Genomic DNA, 20,781 nt, shown 5'->3' on the forward strand with positions numbered 1-20,781 from the left:
TGGTCACTGTTGTGGCACGACGCCAACCCCTCTCCCCATATCGCCACCGTCATCAACAGCGCCCGACAACTCGCCGAACGGCTCGGCTGGCTGGACCCCATCGCTCCGCCCACCGGACCAACGCCCAGCGAAGACGCCCCGACAGTCACCAGCCACGGCGACGAGCCTGCCTGATCCACCGGCTCCGCACATAGTGTGATCGGTTCTGGAGATGAATCCTTCCCGGATCGCCTGTTTCCGTGCGGCACGCGTGGGTGTCGACTCAAGGTGAACGACTTCGACCGCCGGCGATCACGCGGCGGCCGGCCCCCCTGCTTCGACCGGTCCGGAAAACCGATCCCATGCAGACATCGATGCACCGCCAAAGGAGTTCGGCCATGGGCATCATCGCTTGGATCATCCTCGGACTGGTCGCCGGGGCGGTGGCCAGAATGCTGGTCCCCGGCAAGGACCCGCAAAGATTGATCATCACTTTCGTGCTCGGCATCGCCGGGGCACTGCTGGGTGGCCTCGTGGCCACCCAGGTGTTGCACGTCTCCGGCATCCAGGGCTTCTTCGACCTGTCCACCTGGCTCTGCGCCATCGTCGGCGCGGCAGTCCTGCTAGGCGGCTACCACCTGATCATCGGCCGACGTTCGGATCGCCAGGCCGGCCGCCCATGACCCCGCCCAGCACCTCCGGGGAGTTCACGCATCCCTTCTGCCGCGGCAGAAGGGATGCGTGATGGCCATCGCCGGAGCCGGCGCGGTCATCACGGTCGGCGCCCTCCTCATCTTCGCCCTGGCGGACGGTTCGGTGGGCGGCCTGGACCTGCGCGTCGCGGGTGTCATCCTGATGCTCGGCGGTGCCCTCGGGCTCCTGCTGCTTCTGCTGCTCCGCACGAGGTCACGCTGGCCCCAGTCGACCGCTCGCAGCCTTCAGGACGTCATCGACGACCGACCGCCACCCAGCCCGGCAGATCCGCCCGGCTATGACGCCGGGCACAGCCGCCGCCTCCAGCCTCCTGGCTACGACGCCGGACAACGCCGCAGCCACAGGCCTCCCGGCAACCGCCGACCCTGACCAGCGCCGGACGGCTAGCCGGGCGTAAGGACTGAAAGGCAGCGAGCATCCCACCGGTCCTCGAAAGTCCGGGTGCGCCGCTGTCGTCTGTACGCGGGAGTAGACATCTTCCCGGCCTCGCCGGCGAAGGGCCGACCCGAGCTCAACCCGCTGCTCTCACCTTCCCGCTCTCGGCCTGAGACGAGGGCCATCTCCTCCTGGAGGCAGACATGCCCACTATGACCACAATCGTCGCCATCGCTGTGGTGGCGATCCTGGTCACCGCCATCGGCTTCGTCATGGTGCAGCAGCGCTGGCAACGCATTCGCCAGTACGTCAGCCCCAAGCACGAACCCGCCATGAACGAAAGCGACAACCGCGGCGGGGCCGAGCAGGAACTGCGCGCCCGGCAGGGGCGGGCGGCCACTCTCGACGTCAAGCCACTCACTCCCCAGTCACAGCGGACCTACGCCGAATGCTGGACAGCGATCCAGAAGCAGTTCGCCGACGGTCCAGGCCCTGCGGTAATCGAGGCTGATCGGCTGGTCACGGCCGCCATGGCCGAGCGCGGATATCCCACCGAAGACTTCGAACAGCAGCAATCAGAATCGGCGGCGGTGCACGACCGCATGCTGCACCGCTACCGCCAGGCCCACGAGATCAGCGGGTGTGTCGCCCAAGGCAAGGCATCCACCGAGGACGTGCGACAGGCCATGGTGCACTACCACGTTCTGTTCCAGGAACTCCTCGACAGCGCTGACGAACACCACCGCCCCCAGCCCGCCGACCGCACCCGCGACGACCAACCGACATCCCAGGGCGACTCCCGAAACGGCTCGCGAAAAGGTGACGCGACATGAACATGCACCACGACGATGAACGCCCCGACGAAACCGCCGACCTGCCGCCGCTCCCGCCCAAGCCCGCATTGAAGCACGACAACGACGGCAAGGTCCCGCTGCCGCCGCTCCCGCCTGAGTCCGTGCTGAGGCGCTGCAACGACGGCAAGAGCAGGCGGCCACCACCGTCCGACAAGCTCGTTTTCGGCCTTGCGGTCCAGCCCGACGCGCCGACGGTGCTGTCTGAGCCTCTGCTCAAGAGCGATCCTGCCGACTGAGCCACCCAGATGGCCGTCGGCCGGGGTTTCACATCTCCGGGCCATGGAGAGCAGAACGCCTTATGGCCGCACCACCGCGACTGAGCTGCGCGCGTGGTACAGAACGCCGAGGGTTACGGATCCAAGCATCACGGTGCCGATCGCCCCTCGGCCCTGGGAGCCAACGACGACCAGATCCGCCTGAGCGGAAACGCCGGCGAGGGCGCCGACAGGGTGGGCGCGCCGGACGTCCTCGACCACCTCAACCTGCGGATACTGCTGCCGCCATCCCAGGAGGATGCCGGCCGCGATCCGGCACCGGGCGGCGTGGATCTCGTCCAGATCATGGGCGCTTTCGGGGATGTGGGCATGCGCCGGCGGCTGCCACGCGTAGACGACGCGCAGCGTGCTTGCGCGCAGCAGCGCCTGCTCGAAAGCGTAGGCGAGGGCGGGTTCGCCTGCGTGATAGTCGTCGAGCCCGATGACGATCTCCCCGTAGGCGGTGTCGGGGTCGGAGCGGACGACGACCACCGGGCCGTGCGCGTGCCCTGCTACGTGGGTGCTCACCGAGCCCAGTACGGCCCCAGGGAAGCCGCCCAGGCCTCTGCCGCCGATCACGATCTCGCCGGCGTTGCCGGCTTGGCCGCGTAACACCGTCGCTGCGGCGCCCTGAAACAGCTCGCTGGTGATATCGATGCCAGGCTGTCGTTTGCGCGCGACCACCTCGGCGTCGGCCAGAACCCTCTCCGCGCTGAGGGCGACGGCATCATCCGGGCCCGGGTTGGAGAACTTCGCGATCTCGTACGGCGAGCGGTCCACGGCATGGACGATGCGGAGTCGGGCCATCGCGCGCGCGGCGTCGTCGGCCGCCCACTCGACGGCCGCGGTCGCAGCGGCCGAGCCGTCGGTGCCCACCACAATGACACGATTCATGGCCCCTCCAGATTTTTTGCCAGCTATTTGCTCGGTGCTCGATCCCGGAAATGTGTCGGCCCACGGAGGTCGGTAATTGAGCGCCTGCAGTCGATGCCGTAGGCGACGGCCGTGGTCAGCGCTTGAAAATACCTTTGGTCCTCCCATTGCGCTGCTTCAGATTATTTTCGGGTCGGCTGGCCAGGCCTTTCGATTCCAGTTGCTGGTTTCCGGTGGCGCGGCCGAAATAGAGCATGATCCAGCCCTTGACGAGCCGCGTCCTGGTCTTGATCTTCCTTGTCAGACTCACCATGCTTCCCTTCAGTGGCTCTCGGGCGTCCATCTCGAAGAAACCATGGACCCCGCCGTCGCCGGGCACGATGCCCGGTCGGCGTTTTACGACCGCAACGCGGCCTGAACCCAAGGGTGCTCTTCTGGCCGAGAACGGGAAACAAGCAATCGCCGACCTGGTTATCACTGCGATCGATAACCAGCCGATTCTGTCGATGGCGGCTTTATGTCGTTCCTTGCCTCGTGGAAGGAGGTAAAATAACAATACCGAGGACATTTCGTGCGTTGGCATACGGGTTGGCGTCGCCCGCGGCGATAGACCGCTTTCGGCCCTTCTTGAGGGCCTGAACAGGCCAGGCAACATGATGACACTCCAGTCTGCGTTCACACCGCCAAGTGCCGGTGCTGTTCCCGCGAACCAGTCCGCACTCCGGCTCAGCCTGAATCCCGTACTGGATCGGAGAGGCACCGTCGACGGGGCATGGTGGCCTTACACCCGCGACGCCGGCGCCGAACTCCCCGCCCTCATCTCCGCCGTCGACCGACGGCTCAACAGAGCCGTTCTGCGCGTCGGGCTGTATCTGGACGCATGGGATCACATACCGCGCCGCATCCCGGCCCGTGGCCGTCAGGTCAGAGTGGGCTGGTTCCGCAGTGCCGACCCGCACCTGATCACCTTGAGTATCGCGGGCACCGCGCCCATCACTCTGCTGGTCATCCCGCCCGACACGGCGAACGGCCCGGCCATGGCCGCGCTCACGCGTGCCGCCGCAGACACGGTCGGCATCCGTCCCAGCGACATCCTCCACCCCGCCGTTCCAGACGAGGGCCTGCCCGGCCAGGATGGCTCAGCCTCCTGGGAGAACGAGGGCGGCCGCGTCGCCGATCTCGTGCCCGCCGCCACTTGACCCTGCGCCAAGCCGGCGTTCCCGGCAGTCACCGATTCTCGATGAAGGCGGACATGGTCCGAGCGCGACGATGGGTACCTTCATCTGCGCGGAGAACAAGCAGGACCTGATCGTTCGTCCAGTCCGGCACGGTGACATGGGTCATCGACGGGGCTACCCGCTGAGTGAGATCCCCTCGGTCATCCCATCCGCAATACAGGCCACGCCGAGGAAAAGGCGTCGGCGGCGTGTGAGACGCACCACGGCAGAGGTCGTGCGACCTCCGCCCCTTCCGACGCTGACAAAGATCCGACGCTGACAAAGAGAGGAACGACCATGAGCTCGACAACTCCGCTGACCACGCGAGCCCCACCACCGAGGAGTGGCTGTACCCGATTTGGGTGCACGCCCAGCAGGACGGCTCCCTGTCACGCTGGCTGTGGCTGGTGAAATGGCTGCTGATCGTGCCACACGCGCTGATACTGATCCCGTTGTGGATCGCCTTCCGCCTGCTCAGCCTCGTCGCACTGGTCGCGATCGTGATCACCGGCCAGTACCCCTGCCACTGTTCGACCTCATCCTCGGCCTGAACCGCTGGGGGCTGCGGGTCGCCGGCTACGCAGCCCTGATGACCGACCGATGCCCACCCTTCCGCCTCGATCTCGGCGGAGACGACTCCGGCGCCGCCACCCCGAGCAGAGGACCCGCCGTTCGCACCGGCTCGGCTGCCCCAACGGCGTCAGGTGAATGCGATCTGCGCCAGACCTTGTGTTCCTAGGCTGAGAATGCTCCTCCGATGCTCGGGGGCGTCAGCCACAATCTGAGAGCGAGACGCACCATGAGTAGCGCCCGCAGCACCGAAGACCATGACGTCATGGAGCCCGCCGAGCCGAATGAGACCGACAAACGGCCCGATCATGCGGCCAACGCGCAGTGGCTCAAGGACAACCCGGCCGCCATGCCACAGGTGGGCGCCGGCCGCTGGGCGGTATACGACCGTGCCGGCCACCTGCGCGGCCACCTCGTCGGCGACGGCCCGACCCGCGATACCCGCTTCAAGGCGATCACCGTGACGAGCGAGTCGACGCCTCCTATCGACGCGCCGGGGGGCTACGGCATCACCCTGCACGATGCCGGGGCGCACCTCCTCGACGCCGGCGTGGGTGGTAGGCAGCTCGATGCGGGAGCGGGTGACTGAGCGCCACCCCTGGGCGCGAATTCCCGCATCCTCACGCATCAGTGCACTGCTCGAGGAGTCTTGCCAGGCCATGATCCCACTTGGCGGATGGTGCTTCTCCCGCGATGGGGCAGGCGTGGCTTCGGCGGCAGGGTCGCCGGCTTGGCTCGTTTGTGTCCCAGGCTAGCTCGTGATTATCGGGTCGCTTCCTCGGCACAGCATCGTGCCTGGCCGGAGTGATAGGGCGCCCCGTGGCTCGAACCCGGAAGCCAGGGGTGAAATCGACGGCTCCAGATTGAGATTCGCACGGAGGAGATGGGCGAGGCGCTGTTTGATCTTCTCGGCTACTGCCTGCCCGAAGAGAGTGCTTCATCACTGGGCATGCCGGATGAGCTCGCGCAGAAAGTGATCATAGGTCACCATGGCCAGTATGAGCGACGACGATGACGCGCGTGCCGAACTGGAGGAATGGAGCGAGTTCATCGGCCGGATCCGTTACGACGGTCCACGCCCTGGTGATGCCGGTGACGAGCGGTTGGCCGATGAGGCGGTGGCCAACGAGTTCTCCGGCTGGGGTCGACTCGACGGCTCTCCCGAGATGAACAACCTGGTCTGTCGTGCCTTGGAGGTCGGCTACCTGCGGGCTCTGCAGGACGTTCGCGAGCAACGGATAGCCGGGCTGGGGCCCACAGACTGACATCGGTAGGAAAAGGCGCGGTTCACTCTGATCCAGCACGGGATCATCGAACTCGACCGCGGGTAGCGTGATTGCGACGACTTCCTTATCCCAGGTTGATCATGCTGGGCAGGTATTCCGTGCGGAGTCTGGCGAAAGGAGTCGGCCGTGCCGGAGAATGTCGCACTGATCATTCGATTCCGCCTGGTGGGCGGTGACGACATCTCCGTGATTCGACGGGGAGCCGGAGGCGGTGGCGGCGATCGCTCGTGCTGCGGACGAGCGGCGCAGCCTGGTGTTGATGCGGGCGAGATATGGCCGTGAGACCGACGTGAACAGCGTGATCATCAATCTCGCCAACGTGGTGTCGGCGCGTGTGTCGAAGACAGACAGCGCCGAGGCGGGCCAGTACCTGTAGCGGCATGCGTGTCTTGCCCGGTCTCCCACCCGTAGTGGCGGCCACCGACACAAACCAAGGGGTGGCCGGTTCGGATCACAAACGCGCCCCTCGCTTGGAGAGGTCGACGTGCTCCAGGCCGAACTCGCGAGCGGGGTGGGCGAAATGAGCCGCCTAGCCGCTGATATCGGCGTGCGAGATGTATCTTCCAGCTCGCCCGTCAGGTCCACCGGGCGTGCCGGCTCCAGGTCGGATTCCTGCAGTCCCATGCGCTCCATAAGTCCGGCAAGGGTGGGAGTGCCGGTTATAGGCTGGATCACGGTCCAGGTCAGGGCGTCCGAGATGTGCTCCAGGACACCGGCCAGGAGATCCTGGTAATAGGCAAACGTATCGTTGATCGCGATCAGTATGGTCAGGCTCACCGACAATAACCCCTGGCGCTGATGCGGCTGGAGGGAGCCGGACCTCCCTTCGACAAGCGTCGGAGCGCGCTCCATCTGCAAGGTGCCATCGGGTGAATCCGAGGCCTCCAGCGCGCCTAGAGATTCGAACTCAGAACACGTCCTAGCACACCTCCGCCGTACCCACTGATCAACCGAGTGGCTGCCGCTGCAGGCCACTGCCGCCAATCCTGCACTCAGCCTCGGGCTGGCGATTCTCGGTTCAGGTGTATCGGCGGTACCGGGAGGAAACCCGCTGATTGGAAGTAGTCGAGGTACACCCCGATGAGGGCGCCGTCCAGGGGTGGGCAGGTGATGCCGGTTCCGGCCAGGTCCCGTACGGTGTTCCGGTCGTCGGCGGTCGGCGGGCGGCCGGTTCCGGTGAGCAGCGCCCGGTAGTACTTCACCAGGACGCCGGCCTTGAGCAGCGCGCCGTCGTACCGGTGCCGTGCCTGCCACAGGCGTTCGAGCCATGTGTCGCGCGAGATGTAGGAGACGGCGTACCGCTTGGCCACGTGGCCGATCAGGGCGCTCAGCGGCATGCGGGAATGGTTGACCAGGTAGCGCAGCGGGGCGGGTCCAGTGTCCTGCGCGGACATGTGGACGATGGCGCGGGCGACGTAGTCGACCGGCGAGAACGACACCGCGGGGCCGCCGCCGTCGGGCGCCGCGACGACGGGGGCCAGGCCGAGCAGGGCGATGGCTCGTACGAAGTGCCATATTCCGTCGTCGAGTTGGCAGGCTCCGGTGACGGAGTGGCCGCTGATGCGGCCGGGGCGGTGGATCCGTACCGGCAGCCCGCGGTCGCCGGCCTGCCGGACCAGGCGCTCGGCGACCCATTTGCCGGTGACATAGCCTCCGCCCGGGCGCCCGGGCGGAGGAGGTGCCGCGGTACGGTCCGCCGGATCACCCGGCACGGCGGCGGTGGAGATGAAGCTGAGCGGCTTGCCGCGGCGCTCGCAGGCCAACCGGATGATCTCCTGGGTGCCATACACGTTGGCCGCCCGCAGCGCGGCGTACGGTGCGGCGTGGCCGACCTGGGCGCCGGCGTGCTGCACGGCGTCAATCCGCTCGGCGAGTTCCGCCCAGCGGGCGGGTGTCAGGCCGAGGTCGGGGGCGGTCAGGTCTCCGGCGACCGGGATGACGCGCCCGGCCGACCGGTCGTCCCAGATCAGATAGCGCCGCATGGCCTCGCGCAAGCGGGACGCCGCGTGGTGGTCGCTGGCGGCGCGCACCAGGCACCACACGTCGGCGTCGGCGCGGTCGAGGAGTTCGCGGAGCAGGAACGCGCCGAGGAAGCCGGTGGCGCCGGTGAGCAGCACGTGGCGGGCCGGTCCGGCGGCGGATGCGGTGCCGTAGGGGACGATGCCGGGGTCGAGCACGGCATCCGTGGTGGGATCGTGGTGGTGCATGGGCGCCTTTCGGTCGCGCGGCAGGCGGGGCTGGTCCGCTTGTGGGTCACGTGGTCGAACGGCGGTGCTCAGCGGGCCGCCTTCACCCGGGTGGAACCGGTTCGGGCAGCGCGCCGAGGCAGGTGAACTCGAGGATGCGGGCGCGGCGTCCGAGTTTGAGCAGGGTCGTACCCGGTCCGGCGTCGATGAGGCCGGGCACGCCGAGGTCTCGTACCGTACGCACGGCCTCGTGCCAGCGCACCGGGAGCACCAGGCCGCGCGCGAGTTGTTCTCGGACCTGGACCGGGTCGGTGTGCGGTCGTACGTCGATCGCGGAGACGAATCGGGTCGTACTCGGGCGGAAGTCCGCGGACTCCAGACGGCGCCGCCACGCCGGGACGGCGTCCATCATCAGCGGGCTGTGGAAACCGCCGGGTATCGGCAGCACTTCGGCGCGCAGGCACTGTTCCTCGGCGATGCGTACGGCCGCGGCCACCGCCTCGGGAGCGCCCGACAGTACGGTCTGCCGGGCGCTGTTGAGCCCGGCGACGTCGAGGACCTCGCCGTGCTCGGCGACCACGCTCCGGCGCAGCCATTCGAGTTCGCCCGCGTCGGCGCCGACGATCGCGACCATTGCCCCGGGCCTGCGCCGGCTCTGGTCGTGGCACAACCGGCCGCGGTCCACGGCCAGTTCGAAGCCCTCGTCGGTACGGAGGAATCCGGCGTACGCCGCGGCGGTCAGCTCGCCCAGGCTGTGGCCGAGCGCCACCGGTGGGCAGTGGCCCGGCCCGAAGGCCGTGTCGGCCGCCGCGAGGCCGGCGGCGAAGGTGGCGGGCTGGACGACCGAGGTGTCACCGAGGTCCAGCGCCTCGGGATCCGCCGCGCCGAACGTTGTCAGCAGCCGGGCGACCAGCGGGTGCCGGACGTGGGCCCACAGGGCGCAGAGCAGCGTCTGCGCCTTGATGCCCTGTCCGGGAAAGGCGATTCCGTACTGTTCGGCGATCACGCCGGTACCTCCTCAGACCGGTTACCAGGCACGAGGTCGGGCACGGGGTCGGGCACGGGCACGAGGTCGGGACCGGTGCCCGCCGCGCGGTCGAAGAACGCCTGCACCCACGCCGGGTCGTGCGCGAGTCCGGCGATCCGGGCCTCCACACGGTCGGCGCGGAGCCGGGCGAGCGCGAGGGTGTCGGAGTAGCGGGCGGCGAGCATGCGGTCGCGGTCGAGGGCATAGCGCTCCAACGCGGCCTGCCGGCGCGCCGGGTCGGGCAGGTCGGCGCCCAGGCGGGCGGCCAGGAGCGCCGCCTGCTGGAACGCCGCGGTGATGCCGTCGGCGGTGATGGAGTCCTTGTGGTGTCCCGCGTCGCCGACCAGCGCCCATCCGGGGCCGGCCGCGCGGCGGAAGAAGTTCCGCTGTGTGCCGCTGCCGCGGAGTGGGCCGACCCGGGTGCCGGCGAGGGCACGTTCGTACAGTTCCGGGGCCGCGGCCGCGAGTCCGCCCAGGTAGGCGGCGGGCAGGTCGCGACGGACGGCCTCGAACTCGGCCTGGGGGAAGTAGACCGCGAGCAGGGTACGGCCATCGTTGGTGGGGAGGCAGCCGACCCAGCGGCCGCGTACCGCGTGGGCCTCGAACCGGGTGACCGGCATGCCTTCCCAGTAGCCGTAGTAGACGCAGGTCAGCGGCGGGTGTTCGCGGACCGTCTCGGCACGTACGGCGCCCGCCACGACCGAGCGCATACCGTCCGCGCCGACGACCAGCGCGGCGCGGTCGGTGCCGCTGCCGGAGGCGGTACGCCATCGCACCCCGACGGCCCGCCCGTCCTCGACGACCACGTCAGTGACCCGGCAGTCCTCGCGGAACTCCGCTCCGGCGTCGGTCGCGGCCTTGGCGAGGAGGGCGTCGAGGAGGTAACGCCGTGGCGCGTAGGCCGCGTGGATGCCGTGAACCGGAGTGGGAGCGCCTTCGACGGCGACTTGGCCCATGCGGTGCATGGCCGAGGTGATCGGCGGGCAGCCGGTGGCGGCGACCCGGTCGAGCAGGCCCCAGCGGTCGAGCAGGGCGGTGCCGGGCTGGTGGATGTACAGGGTGGACAGGGTGTCGCGGGGGAAGCGAGCGCGGTCCAGGATGAGGACGCGGTAGCCCGCGCGGGCCAGCAACATCGCCGCGGGTGCTCCGCCACAGCGGGCACCCACGACGATCACGTCATAGCCGACGCCGGAACCGGAACTGGAGCCCGGACGGCCGGTGGCGGATGCGGTCACGGCACCAGCCCTCCATCGACGCCGATGACCTGCCCGGTGATGTAGCGGGCGCGGTCGGAGACCAGGAAGGCGACCAGATCGGCGACCTCGCCGGGAGTCCCGGGCCGGCGCAGCGGGATCTTCCCGATGATGGACGCCTGCACCTTGGGCGGCAGATCGTTGGTGATGTCGGTGGCGATCAGCCCGGGCGCGACGACGTTCGCACGCACCCCGGACCGGGCGAGTTCGCGCGCCAAGGACGCGGTGAAGCCCACGATGCCGGCCTTGGACGCGGCGTAGTTGCTCTGTGCCGGGCCGCCGTGCGCGGCCGCGACCGAGGACAGCGTGACGATCGAGCCGCTGCCATGCCGCATGAGCGGGAGCGCGGCGGCACGACAGACGTGGTACGTGCCGTACAGGTTGGTCTGGATCACATCGTCCCATTCGGCGTCGGTCATGCGTGCCAGCGGCCGGTCCCGGACGATGCCAGCGCAGGTGACGAGCACCGACAGCGGCCCGAGGTGCTCTTCGGCGGCCGTGACCAGCGCCCGGGCCTGGTCGGCGGACGCGACGTCGGCCTCGTACGCGAGCACGCGGGCACCCGTCGCCCCGGCCTCCGCCGCCACCTCCTCCGCGGCGTCCTTACGGGTGCGGTAGCAGAACGCAACGTCGAACCCGTCGGCGGCCAGGCGGGTCACGACAGCGCGGCCGATGCCACGTGATCCCCCGGTCACGATGGCGACCGGGCGGTGGGCGCCCTTCATGCTCACGCCGCTTCGAGCCGGTCGGCGAGGAAGGCGTGGACGGCGTTCACGGAGGTGAGACCGGCGAACTCGGACTCCTCCAGACGGATGCCGTACTTCTTCTCCAACTGCACGAGGATCTCCATGGTGGCAAGCGAGTCGACGCCGAGGTCGGCCTCGAAGTCGCTCTCGTAGCCGACGACGTCGGCCGGGAGTTCGAGCTCTTCGGCGAAGAAGTCGCGCAGTTCGTCGCGGGTGGGGATCAGGGTGGCCATGGGCTCCTGCCTTTCGGGGTCGGTGATGCCTGTTCGGTTGGGGTGTAAGGGTTCGGCCGGCGGGCGTACCGTCACGGAACGCCCGCCGTGCCGGGGAGCACGTCGGCGATCGAGACGTGGCCGTGCGTGGACACGGCGAGCACCACGGCTCGCTCGGCCGTACCGGCCGCCATCCGGCCGACCACGCGGCGCAGCGGTGCGAGGGATCCGCTGCCCGGCGGCCGGGTGAGGATGGTGACGGCGCGGTCGCCCGCGCGTGCGGTCAGCCACCCGGCGACCGCCGCTCCCGCGGGCGAGTCGTCGAGCACGGCGTCGATGCGCGCGACCGGCCGGCCGTCGGCGAGGAGTTCCTTCCACAGCGGGTCGAGTACGTCGGAGGTCTCGGGCACCCCGCCCGCCGCGCCGACGAACGCGCCGCGTACGGAGCAGTGGCCGTACGCCCGTTCTCCGGCGACCGAAACACCTTCCTGTACGCACACGAGCACGGCGGCGCCGAGGTCGTGCGCGGACCCACCGCCTTGGACGGGCGTGGGCCGGTCTTCGACGGCGCCCGCGAGCACAGCCGTGGCACGCCCGGCGGCCAGTGCGCGCGCCGCCGTCTGTACGGCCTCCAGTCCGGCGACCGCCGGGGAGTTGGTGGTCAGGACTAATGCCTGCAGCCCGTGTTCCGGGGCCAGCCGGCCGCCGAACATGCTCAGCGCCATGTACGGTACGCGGGCCGGGGACAGGTCTGCCGCCCCCGTGGCGATGACGGTACGGTCGAAGTCGTCCTGGAGCGCGGCTCCCGCGTTGTTGCCGCCGATCACGGCCGCCCGGTCCCGTGGTGAGAGGCCGGCGAACCACGTACCGGCGTCGTCGAGTGCCGAGCGGGCCGCAGCGAGCAAGTACCGGCAGGCCGGTGGCAGTTTCCGGTAGCCGCGGCCGGGGAGCAGCGCCTCGGCGTCGAACCAGTCGGGAAACGGTTCCACGGGAGGTTCGAGGGCGCGGGCCGGCCGGAGGGCGCCGGGGGCGATCATCCCGAGGCCGAGGACGCGTACGCGGACCGGGGCGTTCATGTCGGGTCTCCCACACGCGAGAGCACGAACGAGGCGTTGACTCCGCCGGTCGCGCACGAATTGACGAGCACGGCCGGCCGGTTCAGCGGTACGGGCCCGTCCTGCGGCAGCCACACGTCGCACTCCGGGTCCTGGTCCAGGGGCGCGTTGGCCGGGATCCGGGCCCGGGAGGCGATGAGCGCGGCGGTCAGGCACGCGAACATGCCTGCGGCCCCCGAGGTGTGGCCGATGAGCGCCTTGAGCGCGAACACCGGTGGACGGCCGGAGGAATCGCCGAAAACGCGCCGTAGTGCCCGGCTTTCCACCGCGTCGTTGACGGGGGTGCCGGTCGCGTGCGGCAGCACACAGCCCACCTGCTCCGGCCGGACTCCGGCGTCGGCGAGCGCGTTCCGCATGGCCCGGACCAGTTGCACCGCGTCGGGCTCCGGGGCGGTGGGGTGGTGGTAGGCGTCGCAGCTCCAGGCGGCGGCGCCGAGCTCTGCATACGGCCGGGCTCCCCGCGATGCGGCGTGGGCGGCGGATTCGAGGACCGCGAACGCGGCGCCGTCAGCGAACACGGTGCCCGCCCGGTCGCGGGCGAACGGCCGGCAGCCGTACGGATCGGTCACCCGGATCCGGTCGAACCCGGCCATGCCGACCCGGGTGATGCCCTCCGCGCCGCCGACGAGCACCACGTCGGCCTCGCCGGCACGGATGACGTCCAGCGCGACGCCGAGCGCGTAGCCGCCCGCGGCGCAGGCGTTGCCCAAGCCGGCGGTGCCCGCCCGCGAGCCGACCGCCTCGGCGACGACCGCGGCGGTGACCGCGAGCGGGGTCCACGGCGGGGTGCCGCCCGCGCCGCGCTGCTCTTCCTGAACGCTCGCGTTGCCCATCTCGACGCCCATCACGACGGGGATGCGTACGGTGTCGCCGCGGCCGATGCCGGCGTCCGCGAGTGCTTCACGTGCGGCCGCGACCGCCATACGCGGGGCCGGGCCGAGCGGGATTCCGGCGTGGGTGCCGGGGTCGGCGGGGATCGCGGAAGGCGGTGTCAGGTACATACGCCTGGCCCGCATGTGCATGTACGGCAGATCGACCTCGCGGGGCGCCGCTCCACCCGCAAGCAGACCGGCCCAGTGAGCCTCAGCGCCCGCGCCCAGGCAGGAGACGGCACCAAGACCGGTCAGCACCGCACGACGCCGATCAGGCATCATCATGCCGATCACCTCCAAAGCCGTTCCCGTACGTGACGTCGTCAGCGGGCCGGGCGAGCAGGCCGTCAGCGGGCTGAGTGGGCACGTTCTCGGCAGGCCGGGTGAGCAGCACGGCGGCCACCGCGCTCGGATCGCCTTCCCCGTCGGGTTGGTCGCCGGTGCCGTCGTCGCCGGCGACCGCGAGCACGGCGTCGTGGCCGGGCCGGTCGAGCCAGGCGAGGGCGGCGGCGCACTGCAGGACACCGAGCGCGCCGGAGCAGCGGCCGAGCCGGGCGGTGAGATCGACTGTGATGGCCGCGTGGCCGGTACCCGGACCCGCGGGGAGATCGACCGCGTCGGCCGCGATACCGATACCCGGCCCCCCGGCGAGCCGCAGTCCGATGGGGCCCCGCCACGTGCCGGTCGCGCGGTGAACGGCCTCGGCGCGGTCGGCGGCTCTGCCGTAGGCGTGGATTTCGGCGCGCGGCCGGGCGCCGCGGGCGCGGGCCCGGGCGGGTGCCTCGAGGATGAGGCACACGGCGCCGTCCAGTCGCGCTGTGCCGCCGTGCAGCCTGGCGACCGGCGCGGTGTCCGGTTCGACGCCGACGACGACGGCGACTTCGGCGCGGCCCGCGGCGAGCAGGGCGGTGGCCCAGAAGATCGCGTCCAGGCCGCTGGTGGTGCCGCTGCACAGGGTGATATTGGGTCCCCGCAGGCCGTGGTCGAGGGCGATCCAGCTCGCGGTGACGTTGCTGGACATGTGCGGCACGCGCATTGGGCTGAGACCGATGACGGTCTCCTTGCCGATGGTGTCGACGAACTCGCAGACGGTGTCGAGGTTCCCGAGGTTGCTGCTGACGATGACGGCGGTGCCCGACGCGGGCAGCGTGACGCCGCGCAGCGCCCGTCGTGCGGCACGGAGGGCGAGCCGGGACGCGCGGTCCTTGTGCCGCAGCCCGATTTCGGCGCGGGCGGCGTCGTCCTCGGGTGCGGCGGCGGTGCCGAGGCCGAGGAGGTCGTATTCGTCGGCGACGCCGGTGACGGCGAGCGCGCAGCCGGTGATCACGGCGCGTGTCATGCGGCCCCGCCGATGACGGCGACGGCGTTGATGCCGCCGAGGCCGATGGCGTTGATCTGCGCTGTGTCGAAGCGGCCACGGGCCGGGTGGTCGGCGACGAGGCGCAGGTCCCCAGCCTCGGGGGCGGGGTCGCTCAGCCCGGGTATCGGCGGCAGTTCCCCGGTCCGCATGGCCAGTACGGCGATGATCAGGCTCATCAGACCGGATCCCCCGCAGGTGTGGCCCAGGCCGGACTTCACCGAGGTGACCAGCGGGCCGGGCCGGACGCCCCGGAAGACGTCGCGCAGTACGCCGGCCTCCACCGCGTCGTTGTGGCGTGTGCCGCTGCCGTGCACCACGACCAGGTCGATGTCGGCGGCGTCGACTCCGGCACGGCGGTGGGCGTCGCGGACGGCGCCGGCGACGCCCGCGACGTCGGGTACGGTGGCATGCGCCGCGTCACAGTTCATCGCGACCCCGCGGACACAGGCGTGTGCGGGGCGGGGATGGGCGCCAGAGGCTCGTACGACGACCGCGGCGGCGCCCTCCCCCATGACCATGCCGCGACGGTGCCTCGCGAACGGCTGTATGGCCTGCGGCGGCGGGTTCTGCACGCGGTCGAGTCCCCCGAAGGAGCTCTCGGTGATGGCGTCGGTGGCCGCGACCACGACGGTGTCGGCGAGGCCGAGCGCGATCAGGTCGGTGGCCATGCCCAGGGCGTAGAGAGCGGCGGCGCACGCGCTGGCCACGGTGTGCGTCTCCCTGGTGCCGAACGCGTCGCGCATCACCTGGCCGAAGTGCAGTTCGGCGGGGGTGAGCGAGTGCCCGTCGCGCCACCACAGCTCGGCGGAGCGCAGTTCGCGCAGTGTGGTTCCGACGATGACCGGCACGTCGGGGACAGTGGCGGGCAGCCCCGCGTCGGCGAGCGCCGCGGCGACGGCGGCACGCAGCCAGCGGGAGGCGCGCCCCGGTTCGTCCTGGCCGAGGACGGTCCGGTCGTCGATCTCGTACGCGTGCTTGACCCGGAAGAGTGCGCTGTCGAAGGCCCGCAGCGGCGCGACACCGGTACGTCCGTCGCACAGCGCCCGGTGCACCGCTTCGGGTTCGTCGCCGAGGCAGGTGACGACGCCCATGCCGACGATGTCCCCGCTCATCGCGGCTCCCGCGGGGCGCGCAACTGGTAACGGGCGAGCTTCCCGGTGGAGGTGGTGGGCAGCGCGGCGAGCACCTCGACGCGCGAAGGCCGCTTGTACGGCGGCAGGTTCTCCCGGATGGCACGCCTGAGGGCGCGGCGGGCCTGATCGGGTGTGACGCCGTCGGCGGGAATGGCGTGAACCACGACCTGCTCCAGCCCCGTGTCGTCGCGCCCGCCGACGACGACCAGGTCGGCGATGCCGTCAGTGGTACGCAGTTCCGCCTCGATCTCGGCGGGCGCGACCTTGAAACCGCCGAGGTTGAGCAGGTCGTCGGCCCGGCAGACGTGGCGGAAGTCGCCGTCCTCGGTACGGTAGGCGATGTCGCCGGTGTAGACACCGCCGTCGGCGAACGTGCGCGCGGAGTCCCCGGGCCGGTCGATGTAGCCGAGCGCGGCCGAGGCGGTCCGGATGTGCAGGCGGCCGTGCGAGCCGGCGGGCAGCGGGCGGCCGTCGTCGTCCCGTACGGTCGCGGTGACGCCGGGCACCGGGTTGCCGGTGGAGCCGTGCAGGATGTCCTGCGGGTCGGTCGCCAGGACGATGTGCAGCACCTCTGTCGCCCCCAGCCCGTTCACCACCGGGACGCCGAGCAACCGCGCCGCGCGGGCGGACAGCTCGGCGGGCAGATGCTCGCCCGCGGCGAGCGCGAGGCGGAGGGACGACGGGTCCAGCACCGTGCCGCGCGCGACGATGTCGAGCAGGGCCGCGTACAGCCTGGGCACCGCGCACAGCACGGTCGGCCGGTGCCGGTGGACGGCGGTGATCACGGTGTACGGATCGACGGGGCCCGCGAGCAGCACCGACCGGGCGCCGGCCGCCAGCGGGAACAGCACGGAGTTCCCGAAGCCGTAGCCGAAGGACAGTTTCGCGGTCGACAGCACCGTGTCGTCGGGTGTGAGGGCGAGGACACCGCCGAAGCCGTCGAGGACGGCGCGGAGCCCGGCCATGCTGTGGCGCACGCCGCGCGGTTGCCCGGTGCTGCCGGAGGTGTACTGGACCAGGACCTCCGCTTCCGGCACGAACGGGGCGGGCGGCCCGACGTCGGCGGCGCGGGTGGCGCGCGGTTCGTGCACGGGCAGCGGGCCGAGCGCCTCACGCAGGCTGTCGCGCCGCCCCTTGGGCAGCGCTATCCAGGCGTACTCGGCGGCGCAGTCGCGGGCGACAAAGGCGATCTCCGTATCGCGCAACATCGGGCTGAGGACGACGGGAACACAGCCATACCACCACAGGCCCAGCACCGCGACGACGGTGTCCGCGCTGTCGTCGCCGACGACCAGCGCACGGCAGCCGCGGCGTACTCCGGCGGCGGCGAGCGCTCCGGCGTGGTCGCAGGCAGCCTGGGTCAGTTCGGCGTAGGTCAGGGTACGTAGGTGGTCGGCGAGAGCGGTCCGGCCGCCCTGCCCGGCCGCGACGTGGCGCAGCAGCAGCATCTCGACGGGGTCCATCACGCGCCGCCGGCCGGTGCGGCGGCGACCAGGCCGCGGCGGGTCAGGAGATCGAGGATGTCGGCGAGCGCCTCGGTCCCGGCGGCCTCCTCGGCCTCCAGCCGTACGGCGAAGGCGCGTTCGACGCGAGTGACGAGCTCGATCTTCTGCAGGGAGTCCATCTGCAGGTCGGTGTGGAAGCCGTCGGCCATGGAGACCTGCCCGGGTTCGGCGTCGAGTACGTCCTCGGCGAGGTGGCGCAGGGTCTCGACCACCTGCCCCCAGGGCCGTACGTGCCCTGCCGCGGCGGCGTGCGGCGCGGTGGCCAGATGAGCGGCCAGATCCCGGTACTTCTCGCGGAGCCGGCGCTTGAGCACCTTGCCGGTCGCACCGACCGGCAGGTCGTCGTCGGTGACCGCGATCTCCAGCGCGGCGAGGGGCGGCTGGCCGATCGCCACGAGCGCGGAGTTGGCCCGGCCAAGAAGCCCGGCGGCCGGGCTGGCGTCCGGGCCGGTGTCCAAGTCGCTGTCCGGGCCGGACGCCGGATCGTCGTCGCGCAGCCTGACCACTGCCACCGGAACGATCGCCCCGGCGTCATTTCCGGCCACCACCGCGCAGTCGGCGACCTCGGGCAGCGCGAGCAGCACCGTGTCCTCCATCAGGACGGAGTGGCCCGTCCCCCCCGCCGTGTGGATCGCGTCCACGATGCGGTCAACGTGGAAGTACTCGTTCCGGGCGGTGCGGCGTACCAGGTCGCCGGAGAGGAAGTACCCGGCGAGCCGGCTGCGGTGAGTGGTGTCGGAGTCGTTCCAGTAGCCGGTGGTGACCGAGTCACCGCGTACGCCGAGCATGCCCACCTCATCGGGGCCGGCGAGGCTGCCGTCCTCGCGCAGGACCGCGACCTTCATCGCGGGCACCGGTCTGCCGAGGTGGCGCGGGGCGGACAGCATGTCGGCGGTGGTGGTACGGCGCAACGCCGCCCAGCCGAGTTCGGACGAGCCGAGGATGTCGTGGAACATCGAGCCGGGCACCCGCTCGCCCCCGACGTCGCGGTGGCCGAGCCGCACCAGCCGCCGCATGTGGACCTCGTGCGCGGAGTCACCCACGTTCACCCAGTCGCGTACCGAGTCGAAATCCTCCGGATCGGCGTCGGACAGCGCCAGTTCGGCGAGGACATGGTTGAACGCGAACACGGTCGTGGGACGGTACCGGGCGGCCGCCCGGGACAGGCCCGCCGCGCTGCGGTCGGCCAGCGCGATCATCGGCAGACCGGCCAGCAACGCGAAGTACGTGACGGCGATGGCCGCTCCGTGCGACAGCGGCGCCGCGCACAACAGCAGCGAGTCGTCCGGCTCGGGCTGGGTGGACAGCCGGAAGGCGGGCCCCGCCGTGCCCTGCCCGTGCGTCCAGATGACGAGCTTCGGGTCGCCGGTGGTGCCGGAGGAGTGGCACAGGAAGATCGGGTCGGAGTCGCTGTGCCGGTACCGGGCCCGGTCCGGCAGGACGGCGCCGCTCAGGTCGCCGGCCTCAGATCGGGTGAACGCCCATCGCAGCGATGGGAGCTCTTTCTCGCCCCCGCCGAGTCGCGCCAGGTGCGCGGCGTCGGTGTAGAGGCCCACTGTGCCGGCGCGCCGCATGAGCCCGAGCGCGACCTCGCCGGGAAGCCGACCGTTGACGACGACGGCGATCGCGCCGATCTGCGCGAGCGCGGCGAGGTGCGCGTGCTCCTCGAACGAGTCCTCCAGATACAGCGCGACCCGGTCGCGTGGCCGCACGCCCTGTGCGAGATACCAGGACGACCACGCGTCCGCGAGCGCGCACAGCGCGGCGATTCCGAACTCGGCGCGAGTTGCTCCGTCGACGCCGGGTATCGGCGGATCCGCCACGACCAACGTGGCATCCGGATCGCGGCTGTGCGCCAGCGCCGTCCGCCACAGGTTCCCGCCGCCGAGGCCGGGGTCCTGGGCCACGGCGACGCGCCTCGCCCTGGGCAGCAGGGTACGGCGCGCGGATGCCACGGACAGATCGGTGAACGCGGACAGCATGGGACCACCGGCTTTCACGGGAGGGAACGCGCCGCCGCGCGCACCCTCTCTCCGGTGCCGCGGTCGTTGCGGAAACGAGTCAAGTTCACCTGCGATTTCGCTTCCGGGCAACGGATTGCGCGCCCCGCCCGGCGTGTCGAGCAACATCCACCAGATCTCGTCCGAGCGCGAAGAGTACCCACGCAATTTCTGCCGCAGGGGAACCCGCGACTGGTCAGCCGCCGGGTGTGATCAACGGCTTGAGCGCCGTCCTGGCGTCCATCGCCTGGTAGGCGGCGGGGACCGACTCCAGCGAGAGGCTGGTGTCGAAGACGGGCGAGGGATCGAGGGTGCCGTCGAGCACATGAGGGAGGAGGTCGTCGATGTAGCGGCGGGTGGGGGCCAGGCCGCCGCGGAGGCTGATGTTGTGGAGGAAGAGCGTCATCGGATCGAGGGCGTCGGTGTTGCCGTGGGGGGCGCCGACCCAGCCGATGGCGCCGCCGGGGCGGGTGACGCCCAGGGCGGCACGCATGGACTCGCGGGTACCGACGGCTTCGATCGTCGCGTGCGTACCGTGGCCGTCGGTGAGTTCGCGGATGGCGGCGACGGCGGCCTCGCCGCGCCGGGTGACGACGGCGGTGGCGCCGAAGGAGCGGGCCAGGTCGAGGCGGGCGGGATGATGGCCGAGTGCGATGATCTGCTCGGCGCCGAGCATGCGGGCGGCGAGGACGGCGCACAGGCCGACGGCGCCGTCACCGATGACGGCGACGGCCGCGCCGGGGCGGACGTCGGCGGACACCGCGCCGTGGTAGCCGGTGCCCATGACGTCGGAGAGCGCGAGCAGGGCGTTGAGGAGCCGGTCGTCGGAGGCGGCGTGAGACGGGAGGCGGACCAGGGTGGCGTCCGCGTAGGGAACCCGGACGGCCTCGCCCTGGGCGCCGTCGGCGCCTACCGCCCCCCACAGGCCGCCGTTCACGCATGAGGTGGGCAAGCCGTCGGCGCACGGGGCGCAGCGGCCGTCGGACCAGGCGAACGGGGCGAGGACGAGGTCGCCGGGGCGGATCGCGGTCACGTCGGGCCCGGTGTCGGTCACGGTGCCGAGGAACTCGTGGCCGAGGCGCTGGCCGGGCCGGCGCGGCGATTCGCCGCGGTAGGCCCACAGGTCGGTGCCGCACACGCAGGAGCGCAGGACCTGGACGACGGCGTCGCCGGGTTCGCTGAGGCGGGTATCGGGGACGTTCTCGACGCGGACGTCGTAGGGACCGTGAATGATCGCGGCGCGCATGGTG

The 20,781-nt window shown here is 71.0% G+C and carries 24 protein-coding genes; 10 read left to right on the forward strand and 14 right to left on the reverse strand.

Translation table 11 applies throughout. The features are described 5' to 3' along the window. Positions 1 to 377 precede the first annotated feature (377 nt). From AB0J64_RS36045 to AB0J64_RS36060, 4 genes are all read left to right on the forward strand, one after another. Positions 378 to 662: a GlsB/YeaQ/YmgE family stress response membrane protein gene (locus tag AB0J64_RS36045; protein WP_364037383.1), complete on the forward strand. Its 285-nt coding sequence runs from the start codon at positions 378 to 380 to the stop codon at positions 660 to 662. Positions 663 to 723: 61 nt separating this feature from the next. Beyond that, the gene (locus AB0J64_RS36050; protein ID WP_364037386.1) at positions 724 to 1,062 is read left to right on the forward strand and encodes a hypothetical protein; all 339 of its coding nucleotides are present in this window, start codon (positions 724 to 726) and stop codon (positions 1,060 to 1,062) included. Between the two features lie 218 nt (positions 1,063 to 1,280). Continuing rightward, positions 1,281 to 1,901, forward strand: coding sequence for a hypothetical protein (locus AB0J64_RS36055; protein WP_364037389.1), 621 nt, complete (start codon positions 1,281 to 1,283; stop codon positions 1,899 to 1,901). Further along, positions 1,898 to 2,158 (forward strand): hypothetical protein, encoded by a 261-nt coding sequence (locus tag AB0J64_RS36060; RefSeq protein ID WP_364037392.1) that lies wholly within the window; start codon positions 1,898 to 1,900, stop codon positions 2,156 to 2,158. Before AB0J64_RS36055 ends, AB0J64_RS36060 begins: the two co-directional genes overlap by 4 nt. 60 nt (positions 2,159 to 2,218) lie before the next feature. Here AB0J64_RS36060 and AB0J64_RS36065 read toward each other — a convergent pair whose 3' ends face one another. Continuing rightward, positions 2,219 to 3,070: a universal stress protein gene (locus tag AB0J64_RS36065; RefSeq protein WP_364037395.1), complete on the reverse strand. Its 852-nt coding sequence runs from the start codon at positions 3,068 to 3,070 to the stop codon at positions 2,219 to 2,221. A 115-nt stretch (positions 3,071 to 3,185) separates the two neighbouring features. Beyond that, entirely contained in the window at positions 3,186 to 3,632 is a 447-nt protein-coding gene (locus AB0J64_RS36070) for a hypothetical protein (protein WP_364037398.1), read from the reverse strand. Between the two features lie 70 nt (positions 3,633 to 3,702). Between AB0J64_RS36070 and AB0J64_RS36075 the strand changes: the two genes are divergently transcribed. The 6 genes from AB0J64_RS36075 to AB0J64_RS36100 all read left to right on the forward strand — a co-directional run bounded on the left by AB0J64_RS36075 (position 3,703) and on the right by AB0J64_RS36100 (position 6,498). Continuing rightward, positions 3,703 to 4,248 carry a DUF5994 family protein gene (locus AB0J64_RS36075; RefSeq protein ID WP_364037401.1) on the forward strand — a complete coding sequence of 182 codons (546 nt, stop codon included), beginning with the start codon at positions 3,703 to 3,705 and terminating at the stop codon, positions 4,246 to 4,248. 380 nt (positions 4,249 to 4,628) lie between these two features. Then, the gene (locus AB0J64_RS36080) at positions 4,629 to 4,817 is read left to right on the forward strand and encodes a hypothetical protein (RefSeq protein WP_364037403.1); all 189 of its coding nucleotides are present in this window, start codon (positions 4,629 to 4,631) and stop codon (positions 4,815 to 4,817) included. Between the two features lie 284 nt (positions 4,818 to 5,101). Continuing rightward, entirely contained in the window at positions 5,102 to 5,425 is a 324-nt protein-coding gene (locus AB0J64_RS36085) for a hypothetical protein (protein ID WP_364037406.1), read from the forward strand. A 294-nt stretch (positions 5,426 to 5,719) separates the two neighbouring features. Then, on the forward strand, positions 5,720 to 5,851 hold the full coding sequence (locus AB0J64_RS36090) for a hypothetical protein (protein ID WP_364037409.1): 132 nt from the start codon (positions 5,720 to 5,722) through the stop codon (positions 5,849 to 5,851). Continuing rightward, positions 5,835 to 6,101 carry a hypothetical protein gene (locus AB0J64_RS36095; protein WP_364037412.1) on the forward strand — a complete coding sequence of 89 codons (267 nt, stop codon included), beginning with the start codon at positions 5,835 to 5,837 and terminating at the stop codon, positions 6,099 to 6,101. The genes AB0J64_RS36090 and AB0J64_RS36095 overlap by 17 nt, the downstream gene beginning before the upstream one ends. 232 nt (positions 6,102 to 6,333) lie before the next feature. Next, positions 6,334 to 6,498: a hypothetical protein gene (locus tag AB0J64_RS36100; protein ID WP_364037415.1), complete on the forward strand. Its 165-nt coding sequence runs from the start codon at positions 6,334 to 6,336 to the stop codon at positions 6,496 to 6,498. A 616-nt stretch (positions 6,499 to 7,114) separates the two neighbouring features. Here the strand turns inward: AB0J64_RS36100 and AB0J64_RS36105 are convergent. The 12 genes from AB0J64_RS36105 to AB0J64_RS36160 form a co-directional block, all read right to left on the reverse strand. Continuing rightward, positions 7,115 to 8,329, reverse strand: a complete 1,215-nt coding sequence (locus AB0J64_RS36105; protein ID WP_364037418.1) for a thioester reductase domain-containing protein — start codon at positions 8,327 to 8,329, stop codon at positions 7,115 to 7,117. An 82-nt stretch (positions 8,330 to 8,411) separates the two neighbouring features. Then, positions 8,412 to 9,314 carry an ACP S-malonyltransferase gene (locus AB0J64_RS36110; RefSeq protein WP_364037421.1) on the reverse strand — a complete coding sequence of 301 codons (903 nt, stop codon included), beginning with the start codon at positions 9,312 to 9,314 and terminating at the stop codon, positions 8,412 to 8,414. Further along, positions 9,311 to 10,570 (reverse strand): FAD-dependent monooxygenase, encoded by a 1,260-nt coding sequence (locus tag AB0J64_RS36115; RefSeq protein ID WP_364037424.1) that lies wholly within the window; start codon positions 10,568 to 10,570, stop codon positions 9,311 to 9,313. The genes AB0J64_RS36110 and AB0J64_RS36115 overlap by 4 nt, the downstream gene beginning before the upstream one ends. After that, positions 10,567 to 11,313 carry a 3-oxoacyl-ACP reductase FabG gene (fabG, locus tag AB0J64_RS36120; protein ID WP_364037427.1) on the reverse strand — a complete coding sequence of 249 codons (747 nt, stop codon included), beginning with the start codon at positions 11,311 to 11,313 and terminating at the stop codon, positions 10,567 to 10,569. The genes AB0J64_RS36115 and fabG overlap by 4 nt, the downstream gene beginning before the upstream one ends. A 2-nt stretch (positions 11,314 to 11,315) precedes the next feature. Then, on the reverse strand, positions 11,316 to 11,567 hold the full coding sequence (locus tag AB0J64_RS36125) for an acyl carrier protein (RefSeq protein WP_192787167.1): 252 nt from the start codon (positions 11,565 to 11,567) through the stop codon (positions 11,316 to 11,318). A gap of 71 nt (positions 11,568 to 11,638) precedes the next feature. Beyond that, positions 11,639 to 12,622 (reverse strand): beta-ketoacyl synthase N-terminal-like domain-containing protein, encoded by a 984-nt coding sequence (locus AB0J64_RS36130; RefSeq protein WP_364037431.1) that lies wholly within the window; start codon positions 12,620 to 12,622, stop codon positions 11,639 to 11,641. Further along, the gene (locus AB0J64_RS36135; protein WP_364037434.1) at positions 12,619 to 13,818 is read right to left on the reverse strand and encodes a beta-ketoacyl synthase N-terminal-like domain-containing protein; all 1,200 of its coding nucleotides are present in this window, start codon (positions 13,816 to 13,818) and stop codon (positions 12,619 to 12,621) included. Before AB0J64_RS36135 ends, AB0J64_RS36130 begins: the two co-directional genes overlap by 4 nt. Continuing rightward, positions 13,805 to 14,872 carry a beta-ketoacyl synthase N-terminal-like domain-containing protein gene (locus AB0J64_RS36140; protein WP_364037437.1) on the reverse strand — a complete coding sequence of 356 codons (1,068 nt, stop codon included), beginning with the start codon at positions 14,870 to 14,872 and terminating at the stop codon, positions 13,805 to 13,807. The genes AB0J64_RS36135 and AB0J64_RS36140 overlap by 14 nt, the downstream gene beginning before the upstream one ends. Then, the gene (locus AB0J64_RS36145) at positions 14,869 to 16,005 is read right to left on the reverse strand and encodes a beta-ketoacyl synthase N-terminal-like domain-containing protein (RefSeq protein WP_364037440.1); all 1,137 of its coding nucleotides are present in this window, start codon (positions 16,003 to 16,005) and stop codon (positions 14,869 to 14,871) included. The genes AB0J64_RS36140 and AB0J64_RS36145 overlap by 4 nt, the downstream gene beginning before the upstream one ends. Continuing rightward, the gene (locus tag AB0J64_RS36150) at positions 16,002 to 17,489 is read right to left on the reverse strand and encodes an AMP-binding protein (protein ID WP_364037443.1); all 1,488 of its coding nucleotides are present in this window, start codon (positions 17,487 to 17,489) and stop codon (positions 16,002 to 16,004) included. Before AB0J64_RS36150 ends, AB0J64_RS36145 begins: the two co-directional genes overlap by 4 nt. Beyond that, entirely contained in the window at positions 17,489 to 19,513 is a 2,025-nt protein-coding gene (locus AB0J64_RS36155) for an AMP-binding protein (RefSeq protein ID WP_364037446.1), read from the reverse strand. The genes AB0J64_RS36150 and AB0J64_RS36155 overlap by 1 nt, the downstream gene beginning before the upstream one ends. Positions 19,514 to 19,727: 214 nt before the next feature. Beyond that, positions 19,728 to 20,777 carry a zinc-binding dehydrogenase gene (locus AB0J64_RS36160; protein ID WP_364037449.1) on the reverse strand — a complete coding sequence of 350 codons (1,050 nt, stop codon included), beginning with the start codon at positions 20,775 to 20,777 and terminating at the stop codon, positions 19,728 to 19,730. Between the last annotated feature and the right edge of the window lie 4 nt (positions 20,778 to 20,781).

It is taken from the genome of Nonomuraea sp. NPDC049695, assembly GCF_040674955.1.
GTDB classification, from domain to species: domain Bacteria; phylum Actinomycetota; class Actinomycetes; order Streptosporangiales; family Streptosporangiaceae; genus Nonomuraea; species Nonomuraea helvata.